Source organism: Dehalobacter sp. DCM (genome assembly GCF_024972775.1).
Classification (GTDB): Bacteria; Bacillota; Desulfitobacteriia; order Desulfitobacteriales; family Syntrophobotulaceae; genus Dehalobacter.
In genome coordinates this window covers 4,384,116-4,400,741 of record NZ_CP092282.1, presented here as the reverse complement: position 1 = coordinate 4,400,741, position 16,626 = coordinate 4,384,116, and the positions used below count along the sequence as shown (strand labels likewise).

Sequence of the window (16,626 nt, the reverse complement as noted above, 5' to 3'; positions counted from 1 at the left end):
TATCCATGAACAAAAGGCACTTCAATTATTTGTTTGAAGTGCCTTATCACTATTCAAATAAAAGACATGAAGTTCGTTTACGTGTAAACTACAGAATAACCGCCATAACAACGAGCAACACGGATGTGCCCATCGTAATCAGGTCACACCCTTTGATGCTGTAGCGCTTATAACCGCTGCCCTTTTTACGGCAATTAAAGCCACGTAGTTCGACGGAAATCGCACCACCTTCGATGCGTTTGACAGAAGATATCAAGAGTGGAACGCAGATCGGCAATATTAAACGCAGCTTTTTGAAGAAATTTCGTGTATCAAATTCTACGCCGCGTGCAGTTTGTGCTTCCATGATTCCAGCCATTTCATTAGTGAAAATAGGAATAAACCGAATAGCAGTCATCAACGAAAATGCATATTTATAAGGTATCCGCAGCTGCTCAACCAGTACATTGGATAGGTCGTTCATCTGAGTAACAGAAAGCATCAGTGCTAATGGCAGTGTTGCCGCTAACAGACGCAGAACGAAGAGCATAGAAAATGACAAACCTTTGTCCGTGATCACAATATTCAGCGGTAAGCTGAACAGGACGTTTCCATCCCGAACAAACAGAATCTGCAGGATAAATAAAACGATAGAAAATTTTATCAATGCCTTAAGAATACGAAATGATCGGTCAAAAACGCCGGCAGATGCAGCAAGCAGCAGATTCAGAGCAATGACGCCGATCACATAGAAATGCAGATCGCTGATAAAACAAGTAACACATAAAACAAGTGAAAGCATGAGCTTCGTCAATGGATTGAGGCGATGCAGAAAGGAATCACCCGGTACATAATCTAGGAATCCGGACATCTTTTTCACCTGCTTTCCTCTCAATGATGGCTGTCATTTGTTCCACCGTGAATACATTCTGGAAATCACTGCCCAAACGGAGGGCAAGTGCTGGAATCTGAGCAGGGGCAACGGAGGCTGCCGCCAGCATATCTAATTTTGTCATGATTGATTTGGCTGCACCGTCCCCTATGAGTTTTCCGGAGTTGATCACCAGCACGCGTTGTGCATAATCCTGTACGAGCTCCATATCATGGGTAACCATGATGATTGTCGTTCCTGCTTCATTCAGTTCTCGGATCAGTTCCATGATGTGGGTGCATTCGCGGTAGTCAAGACCGGTGGTCGGTTCATCGAGGATCAGTACTTCCGGCCGACAGGCTAACAGTGATGCCAACGTGACTCGCTGACGGTCGCCCCGGCTGAGAGTAAAGGGATCAGCCATACCGTCAAAATCAAATTGCCGCAGCATATCTTCGCAGCGCTCATGGCGCAAAGCGACGTCATCAAGGACACATTCCAGCCCGAACATGATTTCTCCGCTGATTGTATTCTGACAGATTTGTCGGTCAGGGTTCTGGAATAAGAACCCGATTATTTTGGCAAGGCTGCTGGTGCGTGTTGTGCGGGTGTCATTGCCGTTTACGGTTACGCGGCCGGATGTTGGTTTAAGAAGGCCGTTGCAGAGCTTGCTCAGCGTCGATTTACCGGCACCGTTTTCGCCGATCACGGCTACAAAATCGCCCTTGTTGATTTGAAAAGATACGTCGCAGATAACAGGGCTTTTACCATAACTAAAGCAGACATTTTCAAATGTTATCATGCGCCAATCACCTCATTCACCATTCTCACGGCATCGTCAAGATTAAGGGGCAGCTCACCGTGATAGAGGCCTTTTCCTATTAGCTCATTGGCCAGGGTAACGATGCGTGGGACATTGATACCAATGTGCTCAAGGTCCGTGCTATTGCGGAGTACCTGCCGCACGGGTCCTTGATGAAGGATTTCCCCATTGTGCATGACAACCAAACGATTGACAAATTCGCATAGCAGCATTATTTTTTGTTCCACGATGATCACGGTCATGCCATAGTCTCGATTCAGTTTCCGCAGCATTTGAAAAATTTGCAGACTGCTTTGGGGATCCAGTTCGCCGGTTGGTTCGTCCAGCAGCAGCACGTCCGGACGCAGCGCAACGATGGCCGCAATTGCGACCTTTTGTTTCTGCCCGCCTGAAAGGGTGCTGATGCTGCGGTAACGCAGATCAGCAATACCGATCGTATCGAGTGCGTCATTGACTCGGGTTTCAATTTCTTCTCGCGCTACGCTGAAGTTCTCAAGACCAAACAGCAGTTCATCCTCAACAATTGAAGCAACCATTTGCCCATCAATATCCTGGAATACACTGCCGATAAAGGCAGAAAGCTGTTCCGGACGGACTTCCACCGAATCCAGACCGTTGACTTTCACACACCCATAGAAATCGCCGGTGTAGTGATGGGGAACGATCCCGTTCAGTGCGTAAGTCAGCGTTGATTTGCCGGCGCCGCTGCTGCCGATGATACCGATGAAGTCACCGGGGTGAATATCTATATTAATGTTTTTTAATGCAAAGCGGTCGCTGCCCTTATATTTAAAATGCAGATCGTTAATCGTGATCACAATGAAACATCCCTTTCTAGCCTTTTTTCAATGCCAGTTTTAGCGGAAGATACAGAACCTGAACAATAACGGCATTAATGGCGGCTGTTCCTAAAATAATAACAAGAAAGGCTGCAAGCGGAGTTGGTTTGATATCCGCACCGGAAAAGTACATAAGATACATAATGCCAACGAAGGTGAAGCCACTGACCAGCGTGGAGAGAAAGGTGCAGACAATGGGTTTTAATGAGAATTTACCAATAGCCATGGGAATCATTGTCAGCAATGCCATGGCTATAGCGCCAAGTAATTCGCTGGCAAAATTGATGTAGGGCTGTCCAGGAAAAAATTGGCAGATAGCACCAGCCAGGAGACCGATGATGGCAGCCTCGCGCAAGCGGGGTTTGATCAAGAGGATGATCAGACAATACATGGCGATAATAAAGTTTGGCTTCATGCCAAAGTTGATGACGGTACCCACGAAGAATTTCAATACAGCACCTGCAGCCAACAAGACGCCGATGAGTATGAGGTCTGAAGCGTTAAGACCTTTTCTCTTTTCATTTTCAGTGACAACAACTCGTTTTTCCATTTCCATGATAAGCATCCTTTCTGCACGTTCGTATTTTTTGGTTTCGCCGCCGTGCGTACGACTTCATAGGACTGTTGGCATAAAGGATGTCTTCAAGTATTTTTTGGCCAATCGATCCTACCATACATGGCTCCGCGGTACATTCCGTTTGTATACCATACAAGGAAAACAAAAAAGCCTGCCCTTATTTTAGATAAGGACAGACACTGTTATCTGCGGTACCACCTTAATTGACCAGTCCAATACGGACAAATCCACTCTTACAAAAATGCCAACACATTTTCTGCCGTTAACGCCGGCCTTCGTCTAAGATACTCGGGTAAAACCCTTTCACCTCGCCCTCCGTGGTCCATTTGCCGAGTTGCATTTCCGCAGGGCTTCCACCACCCCCTGCTCTCTGAAGGCGCATGCCATCGGTTTGATTTCCACATCGCTGGTTTAAGTAGATTATTAAACTTTAGCCGATATTAGCATAGAAATTTTATCTTGTCAACAGATAGATATTACACAAAGCATAAAAATGTACAGTAATTACCAAATGAGGACATCCTTTGCAGGATGTCTTTTTTAATTGTACCGGCATATAAATGAACTAAACACTGCGGTTTTAAAGGGGAGAGGGAAAATGCAGGAACATATTAAGAGGAGAGCTTTAGATATAGGCAACTACATAATTGAATCCAGTTGTACAGTAAGGCAAACTGCTCAAGTCTTCGGGGTGAGTAAGTCCACGGTGCATAAAGACGTCACAGAAAGATTGCCGCTCATCAACAGTAGGCTTTCCTCTCAAGTCAAGCATATCCTGGAGAGCAATAAAGCCGAAAGACATATCCGGGGCGGCGAAGCAACAAAGAAGAAATATATGCAAAACGAAGAATAGCTGAATATTTAGAGAAAAAGGAAGACTGAGCCAAAAATTAGAGAAATAAAGAGGAAATTGAAAAAACGAAGCGAAAATATAATGCAAATAATTATGAAAATTATCTCCCGTCAGGGAGATTGTATTTTATTCTATTTGAGGACAAGCCTATGATATGATTTTGAAAGGGGTCGCATTGGATGTTTGGGACGGACTACGGGATCGATTTAGGGACAGCAAGTGTTTTGGTCTATGTAAAGGGAAAAGGGATTGTTTTGAATGAACCTTCGGTTGTTGCGATTGACAAGAGCAGCGGTAAAAAAATTGCCGTTGGTGAAGATGCCAGACTGATGATTGGGAGAACACCGGGCAATATCATGGCGATTCGGCCAATGCGGGATGGCGTGATTGCCGATTATCAAACGACCGAGATCATGCTGAAATACTTCCTAAAAAAAGCAGGCATAAAGACCTGGCCGTTTATCAAAAACAGAGTGGTTGTCTGTATTCCTTCAGGTGTGACCGAGGTTGAAGAAAGAGCGGTAAAACAGGCTGCATCCAAAGCAGGAGCCACCCATGTCAAAGTCGTTGAGGAACCGTATGCAGCTGCTATCGGTGCTGGACTCGACATCTTCGGACCGGAGGGCAACTTGGTAATCGATATCGGAGGCGGCACCACCGACATTGCCGTGATCAGCTTGGGAGGGATTGTTACTAAGACCAGTATCCGAATGGGCGGCGATCGTCTCGATGAGTCTATCATCCGGTATATTAGGAAAGAATATAATCTGATGATCGGAGAACGAACTGCCGAAGATATCAAGATCAGCGTCGGTTGTGCTATTCCTGAAGGCAACAGCGAAAATAATGAAATTGATGTGCGCGGCCGGGATTTAATCACAGGCCTGCCCAAAACAGTGACCGTCAATTCCAAGATGACATATAAAGCCATGGAAGAAGCTTTGGAAGTGATCGTAGCCGGCGTCAAGGAAGTATTGGAGCGCACGCCGCCCGAACTGGCTGCCGATATCATGAACAGAGGTATTATCATGACTGGCGGTGGTTCCATGGTCCACTCACTGGATGTTCGGATCGCCCGGGAAACCGGTCTGGCGGTCATGCTGGCCGATAATCCGATCTCATGTGTCGCCTTAGGAACAGGAAAGGTTTTGGACAGCTTTAAATGAAATCAGCCACGGAAAACATTTTCTCCATCGATATCCTGGGGGTGCGGATCGATCAGATCGATGAAGCCGGCAGTATGAACATCATCCGTCATGCTGTAGAAAACAGAAAACGTCTTCGGGTGATCACTGCCAATCCGGAATTGATCTATCACGCTGAGAAAGATGAACCGCTGCGGGATATGATTAATTCAGCCGACGTGATCGTGCCTGATGGGGTCGGGGTCGTTTGGGCCGCGCGGATTCTGGGAAAAGAATTAAAACAAAGAGTAACCGGCATCGATCTTGCGATCCGAATCTTGGAAGAGGGAAGCAAAAATGGGTGGCGGATATTCTTATTAGGATCAAAGCCCGGGGTTGCGCAAAAGGCAGCAACTGAACAAAGTAAGGTCTTCCCGGGTGTTATCTTTGCCAGTCACCACGGCTACTTTACCCGAGAAGAAGAACCCGCGCTATTAGACAAGATCCGAGACTTTGCCCCGGATGTCCTCTTAACGGGACTCGGCGCGCCGAAGCAGGAATACTGGAATCAAGAAAACAACGATCTCGCCCCGGTCAAAATGGGTGTCGGCGGTTCGCTGGACGTCCTAGCAGGCGAAGTCAAGCGTGCCCCGCAGTTCTTCCAGCGATGGGGCATCGAATGGCTGTACCGGCTCATATCTGAGCCATCTCGGATTCGGCGGCAAGTGGTATTGCCTCTGTATCTGATGCGAGTCATCCAACAAAAGCACCGTCACACGGGACACAAAGAAACATAATGAACGCATTGCTGGTTATCCAATAACTGGTTATCCAATAAATAGAGCACAATACATAATGCGTTGAATATATTACGTGGTTTCAGAAGGAATTACATGAAAATGGAGAACGATATGTCGACCAAAAACGCGGCAATGCTTTGTGATTTTTATGAGTTTACAATGAGTAATGGGTATTATAAAAATGGTTTGTACAAGAAAAATGTCTATTACGATGTCATATTCCGAAGTGTTCCGGATGAAGGCGGATTTGCCATTGCTGCAGGACTTGAACAGCTGATGAATTACCTTGAGAACTTGCATTTTACGGAAGAGGATATTACTTTCCTGCGTTCCAAGAAGATATTTGATGCTGAATTTCTATCTTATCTCTCGGATTTTCGATTTAGCGGCGATGTGTATGCTGTCCCTGAAGGAACTCCTGTATTCCCCAATGAGCCGGTACTGACGGTGAAAGCCCCGGCCATTGAAGCGCAAATTATTGAAACATTTACCCTGCTCACCTTGAATCATCAATCGTTGATTGCAACCAAGGCGAATCGGATCGTCCGTGCCGCAGAAGGCCGGGCTGTGCTTGAATTTGGCTCTCGTCGGGCGCAGGGATTCGATGGGGCTGTTATTGGAGCACGAGCCGCTTATATTGGCGGCTGCAGTGGTACTGCGTGCACCCTAACGGACCAGTTATACGGGGTTCCGGCTAAAGGAACAATGGCACATTCCTGGGTTCAGATGTTTGACACGGAATATGAAGCCTTTAAAGCTTATTGCCAGCTCTATCCTCATAATACAACACTTTTGGTCGATACCTATAATACCTTAAAGAGTGGCGTTCCGAATGCCATACGGGCTTTCAAAGACGTGTTGGTTCCGATGGGTATCACTGATTTTGGTATCCGTTTGGATTCCGGTGACATCGCCTATCTGTCCAAGAAAGCTAGAAAAATGTTGGATGAAGCCGGTATGCCACAGTGTAAAATAGTTGCTTCGAATTCACTGGATGAGTATCTTATTCGGGATTTACTGTTGCAAGGAGCTAAGATAGATATTTTCGGTGTTGGCGAGCGTTTGATTACATCCAAAAGTTCTCCTGTTTTTGGCGGCGTTTACAAGTTGGTAGCCATAGAACAAGATGACGGAACGATTGTTCCTAAGATCAAAATCAGCGAAAACACAAATAAGATCACAAATCCTCACTTTAAAAAGGTCTACCGTCTTTATGATAAGGAAAGCGGGAAGGCGTTTGCCGATCAACTTTGTATCTACAATGAAACAATTGATGAAGAAAAGGAACTCAGACTTTTTGATCCCAATGCGGTGTGGAAAACGAAAACGATAGTTAATTTTACAGCCAAAGAACTTCTTGTACCCATTTTTAAACAGGGGAAAAAAATATATCAATCCCCTTCGATTGATGAGATTAATGCATACTGTAAACAGCAAGTTGATTTATTATGGGACGAAGTCAAGCGTTTTGAAAATCCCCACAAGTATTATGTGGACCTGTCACAAAAACTATGGGACACAAAACACGCGCTGCTGGAGTCTAACAGCATGGTATAGATAACAATTATCCCAAGTAATGTACATCAGATGTTATTGACTGGTTACATGCACATAAAATGCGGTAGTACTCTCTACCATTCGCTCCACCGTGAAAGCCATTGCCCGCTTCCGTGCGTTGTCCGTTAATTTTCGGATCAGACCATTATTTTTCAGCAATAAACTGCAGGCAAGTGCAATATCCAAATGTTCGCCCGGTTTTATCAGAATCGCCTCCGCGTAATTTGATAATAACTCAGGTATCCCGCCAACATCAGAGGCAATGATCGGTATACCTGCCTGAGCCGCTTCCAGCAGGACAAGTCCCATGCCTTCATTGAGCGATGGAAGGACGAAGATATTCATCGCCGGCAGCGCTTTCCAAGCATTCGGAAGAAAACCGGTCAGCGTATATGAAATACCGGATGCATCCAGTTGTTCCTGCAGACTGTCATATAAGGGACCTTCACCGATGATAACAAGGTGGAGGTCTTTATATTCTTTATTTAGAACAGTGATGGCTTCAACCAAGCGGTTTTGTCCTTTAACCGGATGTAGACGGCCGATCGTTCCGATCACAACTGACTGGGGCGGTATTCCCCAGGTTTTTCTAAATTGCTCACCCATTTCTGCAGCTTGGCTGAAATCGAGCGCTTCAATCCCGTTATAAATGGTTTTCAGAGGAATAGGCAATCGTTTTCTTTGAAGCCGGCGCGACATTGATTCCCTCAGACTATCCGATACGGCGATTAGACCCGCAGAAGAACGCAGGGTTACATCATCCAGGGCAAGTGATATCCGTCCTTTTAACGTGGACAGATAATCAAATTCCGGCAAACTGTGGATAGTTGATATACAAGGGATCTTCAGACGTCCCGCGGTGGTTCGTCCTAGTAGATTGGCCCGGGTCCCATGCGCGTGGATAAGTCGGATATTATGCTTTCGGCAGTAGGCGGCAATAGCCGGTACGGGGAGGAGATCAAACGGAAAGCGCATGGGAAAGATGTCCGTGGCTATACCCTGTGATCGGGCCAGAGCGGCAAAAGGAGAACCTTTGATCAGACAGCCGAGATGGGGATTCACTTTTTCACGGTCTAAATTTCTGACGAGATTAAATACATTTTGCTCCGCTCCGCCGATTTCTCCGCCACCAATGAGATGTAGGACATTGATCGTCATGGTTTGCCTCCGATTATTGGGCATAATCTCTAATTATTTCTATAAATATGATAGTGAAAGATTACCGGACATGCAAGTCCTTTGGAGGGCATTAAGTGAATTTCTGGAAAGCAGAGTCTATTTTACCCCTATTTTTTTTCCTTGGAATTATCTGCCACGGGATTTTTTTTGTTCGGGAGTGGATTGTACTGGGGAGTATTTTTATCTTTCTCTGCTTGATTAACTGGCGACAGTTTTCTTTATCGAACATGCCAAGCTGCCCGTGGTCAAATCTTTTTTTTGGAGCGATGATTCTCCTGTCCCTTGCGGGATTGATTTGGCCCGTCAGGAGCAGTGACGGCTGGTTAGATGCGTTGCGTTGGTTGATTTATTGGATAGCTTATTTATGGGGCAGTCGGCTGGCGGAAATAGAAAATAAAGGACATATCGTATTGCGCCTTGTGGGGGTCACGCTTATATGCATCATTTTATCCTTACTGCCAGGCAGCGAAAAAGTATGGCTTCCTCCGCCTGCGCCGGAACAAGAGAGATATGCTTTTTGTTTTGGCTATCCTAATACAGCAGCAGATTTTCTTTTTTGCCATATTATGGTATTATATCAATACAGGAAAAAAATTACTGTTCGTATAGCTGCACTGATGCCGGCTGTGTGGGGATTATTTATCTGCAGTCTTCTTTTGACTGGATCGCGTATGTCTCTTCTTTTAAGCGTGGGTGTAACCATGATTATCATTTTTAAAGATGGCTGTGTAAGAAATCATGTAAAACATCGCGGCCATCGCAGGCCCAATCAGGATGGACGTAATCCGCAGAGAAAAAAAGAAGTGTATGCACTTACAGGAGCGGCATGTGTCGTATTGTTGCTTTTTATTGCTCCTATGATTTCGCGTTATCCGGATGGGATACTGCATTTATTCGATTGGACGAATACCAGCTTGACTGAAAGAATGCACTATTTCCGAGATAGTATCAAACTTGCCTGGGATGCGCATTTTCTGCCGCGGGCAGGCGGGTGGCTGGCGTTTTCCTTCGTACAGACCACAGCTTATTGGACACTGGATCCCCACTCTTCATTTTGCCGTATCCTGCTTAACCAGGGACTGGCAGGAGTAGCAATTTGCATAATTTGGGCAGGAAAAGGGGTTTTTAACTATGTTCGCAGTCTGATCATCGAAAAAAATATGGATCCGATCATCAGTAAAACGGCTGTTCTCTATTTAGGCCTTCACAGTGCGTTTGATGCAGATATGTTATTTGGAATTGTTGGCATCCTTTTTTGGATGCTGGCTGGGATGAACAGAACCGCTTAAACTGCTGCCGCATATCATTATAACGATGAGGATAATATCGCAATGATAACGGGAAGGCAGGACGATAACATGCTACTGATTATTGTGTTTACGTGCGCAATTATTCTAGCTTGGATATGTGCAGGCAGATATGAATGGCAAATTCCCCATGCAGTGCAGCGAAAAATCATGGATTTGCACTTATCATCGGCACCATGCAATGCCACAAGCAGGGTAATGGTCACTTCCTTGGTATTTGATTTTGAAGACATGGAAAAAGAAATCTATATGATCAGAAAGACTACAGGGAGAACAACTGGTATTGTTATGAATATCGAATCTTCCGATATTTTTGAACCAAGGGTCCGCGGCGATGTAAAAGTGCGCTTGGAGAAACGTTTTCCAGGTTTAACGGTGAATTTTGTAAGAAGGGAACATATGCTGTAACCGATTGACAGAGTCAACAGCGAATTTAACTTATTGGTTAGCATATCGGGTAAAAACAATGTTGTTTCATCTTATGATGAACGCGAAAGCTGAATTCGGTTTTTCACCTGTCCCCGCAGTGGACAGGCTGGTAGGAGATTGGGAACGGTATATCAATCTCGGCTTGCCCTTAAATTGTTTAAATAAAGCGATAATCTCAGAACCTGCTTATTTTTTGTGGCCCGGGAAACAAAAACGAAAGGATCCGGGGGAAAGAGCGCTAAGAAATATCATAAGCTTGATCGAGCGTGATGAGATCAACATCAGAGTTGGAAAAGAGTTGCCCTCCTGGAAAGATATCCGTGAGGCGGATATCTGGAAGAAGTGTGATTGCAACAGAAATGGTGAACAAACACATGGTTATGAAGATGATTCGCAAGAGAATTTTATCCGGCATATCCAAAAGAATGATAGTTTATTTCAGTCATTTCTGAGGTTTGTTGAAGGAAGGCAACTGGCGGAGAACGAGATCGTGCTACTGGGTAATGAACTGGGTATAAAGGAAGAAGACGTTGTTGCTCTTATGCAGTTCGCTGTATGCTCCGGTCTGGCTGAATGGCTGACCGCTTTTAAAGAAGAGGGTAACCGCCAAATTTGTCAGCGCTGCGGCAGCAGTAATGTTGTAGCGTGGCCGTCGATTTATGCAAAAACGATTACTTGTCAGGATTGTCAGAATATCGGCCCAATCAATTCACTACAGGTTCTTTTCCGCTTAAAACAGCCGCAATCAGTGATGGAACGTGTCAGTGAGGAGAGCTCGCTTCTGTTTGAAGAATGCCAGCCGCCTGCACTTAATTATTCCGATGGCCAAAAGCATGCGGCAGAGGAATTATGGCAATGCGTGCTTGGGGATAAGGAAAAGGAAACCTTACTTTGGGCTGCCTGTGGTGCAGGTAAGACGGAGGTGTGTTTTCCTTTGATCAGACACCTTTTGCATACGAAAAAGAAGGTGTTGTTTGCGGCACCTAGACTGGACGTTGTGCATGACGTGCAGCCGCGTCTGGTGAAATGTTTTCCAGATATAGAAATTAAGCTCCTGAGCGGGGCAGTGTCCCATGATTATAAACCCGCGCAGCTCACAGTGGCTACATCGTATCAGGTTCTGCGATTCTACCGTGCATTTGATGTCGTTATCTTTGACGAAATGGACGCCTACCCTTATACAGGCAATCAGGTATTGGCGTTTGGTCTGCGTCAAGCTTTAAAAGAAAACGGGCAAATGGTATACCTTACAGCAACGCCTTCCAAGGAAATATTGGCTCGTTTTTCTGCTGAGAAACGCCCGGTCGTGCGTTTGCCCATTCGCTACCATGGCCATCCGCTACCTGTTCCGGAATGGCATAAAATCGAACTCAAAGAAACATACAGGATACCGTCACAAGCCTATGATAAAAGAAATTTGGAACAACCTTTGAAAGTTCTGAAAGAAACGCTCAGTGAATTGACTTATTATGGCCCTGTCCTGGTTTTCGTCCCTACTATTGCCCTGGTGAAAATGTGGAAAACGCTGCTGACCCACTTATTAGGAGATTTGAATATCGATGGGAGCTGGAGTTCCGATCCAGCTAGAGTCAATAAAATAATGGATTTCAGTAGGGGAAAGGGAGATATATTTATTAGTACGTCCATTTTGGAACGAGGGATAACGATTAAGGGTGTCCAGACCGTTGTTCTCTATGCAGACCATGAGATTTTTAATACCCGGACGCTGGTTCAAATGGCCGGAAGAACAGGAAGACACGACACCTGCAATTTTGGTAAAGTATTGTTCCTGGCTAGCAGAGAAACGCCGGCAATGGTAGAGGCAAGGCAATGGATCATTGAACAGAACGATCTGGCCAAAGCCTGGGGGAGCTCACATGAGCGGATGGCGTAATAATCTGCAGGTAGCGTGGCTTAATTCAAAGCAGTACGCAGCCACGCTCTGGTTTAAGGACGAAGAGGAATGTGTATTATGCGGTAATCGGTCGGAGGATGTGGTATGCGCTGATTGTCGAGAACGATATCTGCTGACAAAAAGTCCGCGGTGTATTGCCTGCGGGAAAATTATTCCGATCCAGAAACAAGTCTGCAGAGACTGCGAGTCCGGTAATGGGCCTCAGGGGCTCCGGAAAGTCACCGCGCTGGGTCACTATCACGGCGCGTTGAAGGACTATATCCACCGGATCAAGTTTAAAAGTCAGCCGTATCACCTTTTGGCCCTGGCTGACGATCTTGTGTCCTGGGTGATTAACGTGCTTCCTCCGCCCGACGCCCTTGTGCCTATTCCTATGCATCCTGCGCGATTAGCGCAAAGAGGCTACAATCAGGCGGAGGTCTTGGCTTCTATTCTCAGTCGCCGTTTGGGGATCGACATTAAAGATATGCTTCTTAGGAACAGGGAGACCTTGTCACAAACAGCGTTAGGGCGCCGGGAAAGACTGAAGAACCTTCAAGGTGCATTTACACTTAAACCTAATTTTGGAAAGCATATCCATACCGTTTGGCTTGTAGACGATGTTGTCACAACTGGAGCAACCTTGGAGGAATGCAGCAAAGCTCTGAAAACAGGCGGTATAGACAATATATACGCAGTTTGTCTGGGTGCAGGGAAAGAAGAATAATGTCAATAGAGTAAGATTTTAAGAGAATGCTGTAAAATAAAAACAGAGGATAAACATAAAATGCAGGACTAAAGTACTAATTGTCGGATTGTAAACGATGTTATCCACCAAAAAAAACCGAAATAATCGCTAAAAAACATAGTTATCAACACTATCCACAATTGAATGTGTATAACTTCAACGAAATTTCTCTCTCCACGGAAATTATATACTTAAAAAACGACAGAGGCTCTCAGGATGTTTTCAGCATGCTCAGGCAATAATATAGGGAACGAGACAAATTGTGGCAGGAATTTTAAGGTCGAAGATGAATACTTAATAGAGTATCCGTTTATTACTATCGTATCAGGCGAAAGGGGTTGAGACAATGAATATCAATGTTCGAAGCAAACAGATGAAGATCACAGATTCCCTCAAAGAGTATGTTGAAAAACGTGTTCGTAAACTGGAAAAGTACTCCGATGATTTCCTTGATATTCAAGTCATGCTGTCCGTTGAGAAGGAACGTCAAAAAGTTGAGGTGACTGCCCCGCTGAATGGCTTTATCCTGAGAGGTGAAGAAGAAACTGATAACATGTATTCTTCCATTGACCTTGTTGTGGATAAGCTCGAACGTCAGATGGAGAAATACCGGAAACGCATAGGAAAGAATAGGGTCAAGGGGACAAAAGAAGAGCCCAGTTTTGTGATGGAAGAAGATGAAGAGCTTACTATCGTCGACGGTATTGTCAAAAACAAAAAATTCTCAGCCCAAATGATGTCCGTTGAAGAAGCTGTTATGCAAATGAATTTAATTGGGCATAACTTCTATGTATTTGCTAATTCAGATACGGAGCAGATCAATGTTGTCTATCGCCGCAAACATGGCGGTTATGGATTGCTGGAACCCGAATTCTAAATCATCATTCGGATTGTGAATTGAGTGTAGACGCTGAGTTCAAACATAGCTGGAACGAACAAATGTCCCGTTATATCAATTGCGGGACATTTGTTATGAAAATATACTCTGCATGAAGGTGCAATGTTTAGCAGAAAGGGTTAGATTGAACCTTTAGAAGCAGAGTGTTAAAATAGATAGGGAAATACACCTTAAAAAGGTGAAAGGTGGAAACTATGGGATTTTTAAAAAATTTATTGGATGATAATGCGCGAGATATTAAAAAGTATCAAAAAAAGGTAGACATAATCAATCAAATGGAGCCGCAGGTGCAGGCTCTTTCCGACCGAGCCTTACAGGCGAAAACAGCTGAATTTAAGGAACGGCTTGTGCAGGGAGAAAGCCTGGACGACTTATTGCCGGAAGCCTTTGCTGTGGTTAGAGAAGCTTCTAAACGCGTACTTGGTCAGCGGCATTATGATGTTCAGCTTATCGGCGGCATGGTCCTCCATGACGGCCGAATCTCCGAGATGAAAACCGGAGAAGGTAAAACCTTGGTCGCAACACTACCAACGTATTTAAATGCGTTGACCGGCAAGGGAGTCCATGTCGTCACCGTGAATGACTATCTTGCATCCCGTGACGCCGGATGGATGAGTCAGATTTATAACTTTTTGGGCCTTTCGGTTGGATTGATCGTTCATGGCTTGACGCATGACCAACGGCGGGAGAGTTATAACGCAGATATCACTTATGGCACCAACAACGAATTTGGATTTGATTATTTGAGGGACAACATGGCAGTAAATCCCCTGGCTGTTGTTCAGCGAGAATTAAATTATGCTATCGTTGACGAGGTGGACTCCATTCTCATTGATGAAGCCAGAACACCATTAATTATTTCAGGTGAATCGGACAAGCCGACAGAATTGTATTATCGCGTCGCCAAAGTCATCCCGAGGCTTATCATTGAGGATGATTATCATGTTAATGAAAAGGACAAAGTGGTTACCCTTACGGAAGCCGGAATAACCCGTGTTGAAAAAATGCTCGGGGTTGACAACCTTTATGATGATTTACACAATGAGGTGGCCCACCATGTTAATCAAGCCCTTAAAGCGCATACGTTGTTCAGGCGAGATCGGGATTATGTCGTCAAAGACGGACAGGTCATCATTGTGGATGAATTTACCGGCCGCTTAATGTTTGGCCGGCGCTACAGCGAGGGATTACACCAGGCTATCGAAGCGAAGGAAAATGTCAAGATCGAACGTGAATCACAGACCTTGGCAACGATCACGTTCCAGAACTTTTTCCGAATGTACAAAAAGCTTGGCGGTATGACGGGTACGGCTCGGACTGAAGAACAGGAATTTATTAATATTTATCATTTGGACGTTGTAGAAGTACCTACTAACCTTCCGATGATCCGCCAGGATCTCCCCGATATCATTTATCGGACGGAAGAAGGCAAATTTAACGCCGTAGTCAACGATATTATCGAAAAACATATGGCTGGGCAACCGGTTTTAGTCGGTACTATTTCCATTGAAAGATCCGAAAGAATTAGTGATATGCTAAAGAAAAAGAATATTCCTCACCAGGTACTCAATGCGAAATTCCATGAGATCGAGGCACAGATCGTGGCCAAAGCAGGTGAGCCGGGCATGGTCACCATTGCTACCAACATGGCCGGACGTGGTACGGATATCGTACTGGGGGAAGGGGTCAAAGAAATTGGCGGACTGCATATCATCGGAACGGAAAGGCATGAGTCCAGACGGATTGACAACCAGCTTCGCGGACGTTCCGGCCGTCAGGGAGACCCGGGATCGTCGCAGTTTTATATCTCGCTGGACGATGATCTGATGCGTCTCTTTGGTGGAGACAATATTGCCGGGCTGATGGATAAACTCGGTATGGATGACAGTATCCCGGTGGAATCTAAGATTGTCAGCAAAAGTATAGAGAATGCGCAGAAACGCGTTGAAGGCAGGAACTTTGACATTCGGAAACATGTTTTAAACTATGACGATGTCATGAATAAACAGCGTGAAATCATTTACTCGCAGCGCCGTGATGTCCTGACCGGCGGCAATCTGAAGGATCAGGTCATGGAGATGATTCAGAAGGTCATCGTGGACACCGTGGCCCGCTACAGCGCGGATAGTCCTTATCCCGAGGAATGGGACCTGGTGAGTTTTCTCGAATATATTGATAATGTTATTCTTCCCGACCATGATTTTACTGCCGAGCAGATCACGAACCTGTCTCGAGAGGAAGTTGAAGAGCTGCTTCTGGACAGCGTCCATGAACTGTATGCGAGCCGAGAAGCCCAGTTTGGTTCTGAATTAATGCGGGAAATTGAAAGAGCCGTCGTCCTGCAGGTCGTCGACACCCGCTGGAAAGATCACCTTGTTGCTATGGACAGCCTGAAGGAGGGCATCGGTTTAAGGGCTTACGGTCAGCGTGATCCTCTGATTGAATATCGTAATGAAGCTTTCGAAATGTTCCAGGGAATGATTGAGGCTATCCAAGAAGATGTGGCAACGTATATCCTGAGGGTCACACCCCGGATCACGACACAAGTCCCCGAACAGAATCAAAAGGTTACAGAAAATCGCTACGAGGAGGAAGAGAAAGAAAAGGCAAAGACGCCCCGGAAAGCAGGGGAACAAATCGGACGCAATGATCCATGCCCATGCGGCAGCGGGAAGAAATATAAAAAATGCTGCGGCATCAATGCATGATGCCGGCGGACAGGCGTTGACCTTGACAAACTCTGCGGAT

15 protein-coding genes are annotated in these 16,626 nt (G+C 45.4%); 10 read left to right on the top strand and 5 right to left on the bottom strand.

Annotated features, from left to right (window positions below; genetic code table 11):
- Window positions 1-88: 88 nt before the first annotated feature.
- Genes LPY66_RS20420 through LPY66_RS20405 form a run of 4 tightly spaced genes read right to left on the bottom strand, consistent with a single transcriptional unit; the run spans window position 89 to window position 3,068 of the window.
- Window positions 89-850, bottom strand: a complete 762-nt coding sequence (locus LPY66_RS20420; RefSeq protein ID WP_337986074.1) for an energy-coupling factor transporter transmembrane component T family protein — start codon at window positions 848-850, stop codon at window positions 89-91.
- Window positions 819-1,652, bottom strand: a complete 834-nt coding sequence (locus tag LPY66_RS20415; protein WP_337986073.1) for an energy-coupling factor ABC transporter ATP-binding protein — start codon at window positions 1,650-1,652, stop codon at window positions 819-821. Before LPY66_RS20415 ends, LPY66_RS20420 begins: the two co-directional genes overlap by 32 nt.
- On the bottom strand, window positions 1,649-2,491 hold the full coding sequence (locus LPY66_RS20410) for an energy-coupling factor ABC transporter ATP-binding protein (protein ID WP_337986072.1): 843 nt from the start codon (window positions 2,489-2,491) through the stop codon (window positions 1,649-1,651). The genes LPY66_RS20415 and LPY66_RS20410 overlap by 4 nt, the downstream gene beginning before the upstream one ends.
- Window positions 2,492-2,507: 16 nt before the next feature.
- The gene (locus LPY66_RS20405; protein WP_337986071.1) at window positions 2,508-3,068 is read right to left on the bottom strand and encodes a tryptophan transporter; all 561 of its coding nucleotides are present in this window, start codon (window positions 3,066-3,068) and stop codon (window positions 2,508-2,510) included.
- A 619-nt stretch (window positions 3,069-3,687) separates the two neighbouring features.
- Between LPY66_RS20405 and spoIIID the strand changes: the two genes are divergently transcribed.
- The 4 genes from spoIIID (at window position 3,688) to LPY66_RS20385 (ending at window position 7,423) form a co-directional block, all read left to right on the top strand.
- Window positions 3,688-3,942 (top strand): sporulation transcriptional regulator SpoIIID, encoded by a 255-nt coding sequence (gene spoIIID, locus LPY66_RS20400; RefSeq protein ID WP_337986070.1) that lies wholly within the window; start codon window positions 3,688-3,690, stop codon window positions 3,940-3,942.
- 179 nt (window positions 3,943-4,121) lie between these two features.
- Window positions 4,122-5,108, top strand: a complete 987-nt coding sequence (gene mreB, locus LPY66_RS20395; RefSeq protein WP_337986069.1) for a rod shape-determining protein MreB — start codon at window positions 4,122-4,124, stop codon at window positions 5,106-5,108.
- The gene (locus LPY66_RS20390; protein WP_337986068.1) at window positions 5,105-5,863 is read left to right on the top strand and encodes a WecB/TagA/CpsF family glycosyltransferase; all 759 of its coding nucleotides are present in this window, start codon (window positions 5,105-5,107) and stop codon (window positions 5,861-5,863) included. The genes mreB and LPY66_RS20390 overlap by 4 nt, the downstream gene beginning before the upstream one ends.
- Window positions 5,864-5,959: 96 nt before the next feature.
- Window positions 5,960-7,423: a nicotinate phosphoribosyltransferase gene (locus LPY66_RS20385; RefSeq protein WP_443112445.1), complete on the top strand. Its 1,464-nt coding sequence runs from the start codon at window positions 5,960-5,962 to the stop codon at window positions 7,421-7,423.
- Window positions 7,424-7,456: 33 nt separating this feature from the next.
- On the opposite strand, the gene LPY66_RS20380 is transcribed toward LPY66_RS20385, so the two are convergent.
- Window positions 7,457-8,581 (bottom strand): glycosyltransferase family 4 protein, encoded by a 1,125-nt coding sequence (locus tag LPY66_RS20380; RefSeq protein ID WP_337986067.1) that lies wholly within the window; start codon window positions 8,579-8,581, stop codon window positions 7,457-7,459.
- Between the two features lie 95 nt (window positions 8,582-8,676).
- Between LPY66_RS20380 and LPY66_RS20375 the strand changes: the two genes are divergently transcribed.
- The 6 genes from LPY66_RS20375 (at window position 8,677) to secA (ending at window position 16,586) form a co-directional block, all read left to right on the top strand.
- The gene (locus LPY66_RS20375) at window positions 8,677-9,891 is read left to right on the top strand and encodes an O-antigen ligase family protein (RefSeq protein ID WP_337986066.1); all 1,215 of its coding nucleotides are present in this window, start codon (window positions 8,677-8,679) and stop codon (window positions 9,889-9,891) included.
- Between the two features lie 168 nt (window positions 9,892-10,059).
- Entirely contained in the window at window positions 10,060-10,317 is a 258-nt protein-coding gene (locus LPY66_RS20370; protein ID WP_337986065.1) for a hypothetical protein, read from the top strand.
- A gap of 73 nt (window positions 10,318-10,390) precedes the next feature.
- On the top strand, window positions 10,391-12,232 hold the full coding sequence (locus LPY66_RS20365) for a DEAD/DEAH box helicase family protein (protein WP_337986064.1): 1,842 nt from the start codon (window positions 10,391-10,393) through the stop codon (window positions 12,230-12,232).
- Complete coding sequence (locus LPY66_RS20360) at window positions 12,216-12,959, top strand: ComF family protein (protein WP_337986063.1); 744 nt, start codon at window positions 12,216-12,218, stop codon at window positions 12,957-12,959. The genes LPY66_RS20365 and LPY66_RS20360 overlap by 17 nt, the downstream gene beginning before the upstream one ends.
- Before the next feature lie 367 nt (window positions 12,960-13,326).
- Entirely contained in the window at window positions 13,327-13,857 is a 531-nt protein-coding gene (gene hpf, locus LPY66_RS20355) for a ribosome hibernation-promoting factor, HPF/YfiA family (protein ID WP_337986062.1), read from the top strand.
- A gap of 215 nt (window positions 13,858-14,072) precedes the next feature.
- On the top strand, window positions 14,073-16,586 hold the full coding sequence (gene secA / locus LPY66_RS20350; protein ID WP_337986061.1) for a preprotein translocase subunit SecA: 2,514 nt from the start codon (window positions 14,073-14,075) through the stop codon (window positions 16,584-16,586).
- The last annotated feature ends 40 nt before the right edge of the window (window positions 16,587-16,626 follow it).

Coding starts and splice junctions, on each gene's coding strand:
- LPY66_RS20420 (WP_337986074.1), bottom strand. CDS start 850: ATGTCCGGATTCCTAGATTATGTACCGGGTGATTCCTTTCTGCATCGC.
- LPY66_RS20415 (WP_337986073.1), bottom strand. CDS start 1,652: ATGATAACATTTGAAAATGTCTGCTTTAGTTATGGTAAAAGCCCTGTT.
- LPY66_RS20405 (WP_337986071.1), bottom strand. CDS start 3,068: ATGGAAATGGAAAAACGAGTTGTTGTCACTGAAAATGAAAAGAGAAAA.
- spoIIID (WP_337986070.1), top strand. CDS start 3,688: ATGCAGGAACATATTAAGAGGAGAGCTTTAGATATAGGCAACTACATA.
- mreB (WP_337986069.1), top strand. CDS start 4,122: ATGTTTGGGACGGACTACGGGATCGATTTAGGGACAGCAAGTGTTTTG.
- LPY66_RS20390 (WP_337986068.1), top strand. CDS start 5,105: ATGAAATCAGCCACGGAAAACATTTTCTCCATCGATATCCTGGGGGTG.
- LPY66_RS20385 (WP_443112445.1), top strand. CDS start 5,960: ATGAAAATGGAGAACGATATGTCGACCAAAAACGCGGCAATGCTTTGT.
- LPY66_RS20380 (WP_337986067.1), bottom strand. CDS start 8,581: ATGACGATCAATGTCCTACATCTCATTGGTGGCGGAGAAATCGGCGGA.
- LPY66_RS20370 (WP_337986065.1), top strand. CDS start 10,060: ATGGATTTGCACTTATCATCGGCACCATGCAATGCCACAAGCAGGGTA.
- LPY66_RS20365 (WP_337986064.1), top strand. CDS start 10,391: ATGATGAACGCGAAAGCTGAATTCGGTTTTTCACCTGTCCCCGCAGTG.
- LPY66_RS20360 (WP_337986063.1), top strand. CDS start 12,216: ATGAGCGGATGGCGTAATAATCTGCAGGTAGCGTGGCTTAATTCAAAG.
- hpf (WP_337986062.1), top strand. CDS start 13,327: ATGAATATCAATGTTCGAAGCAAACAGATGAAGATCACAGATTCCCTC.
- secA (WP_337986061.1), top strand. CDS start 14,073: ATGGGATTTTTAAAAAATTTATTGGATGATAATGCGCGAGATATTAAA.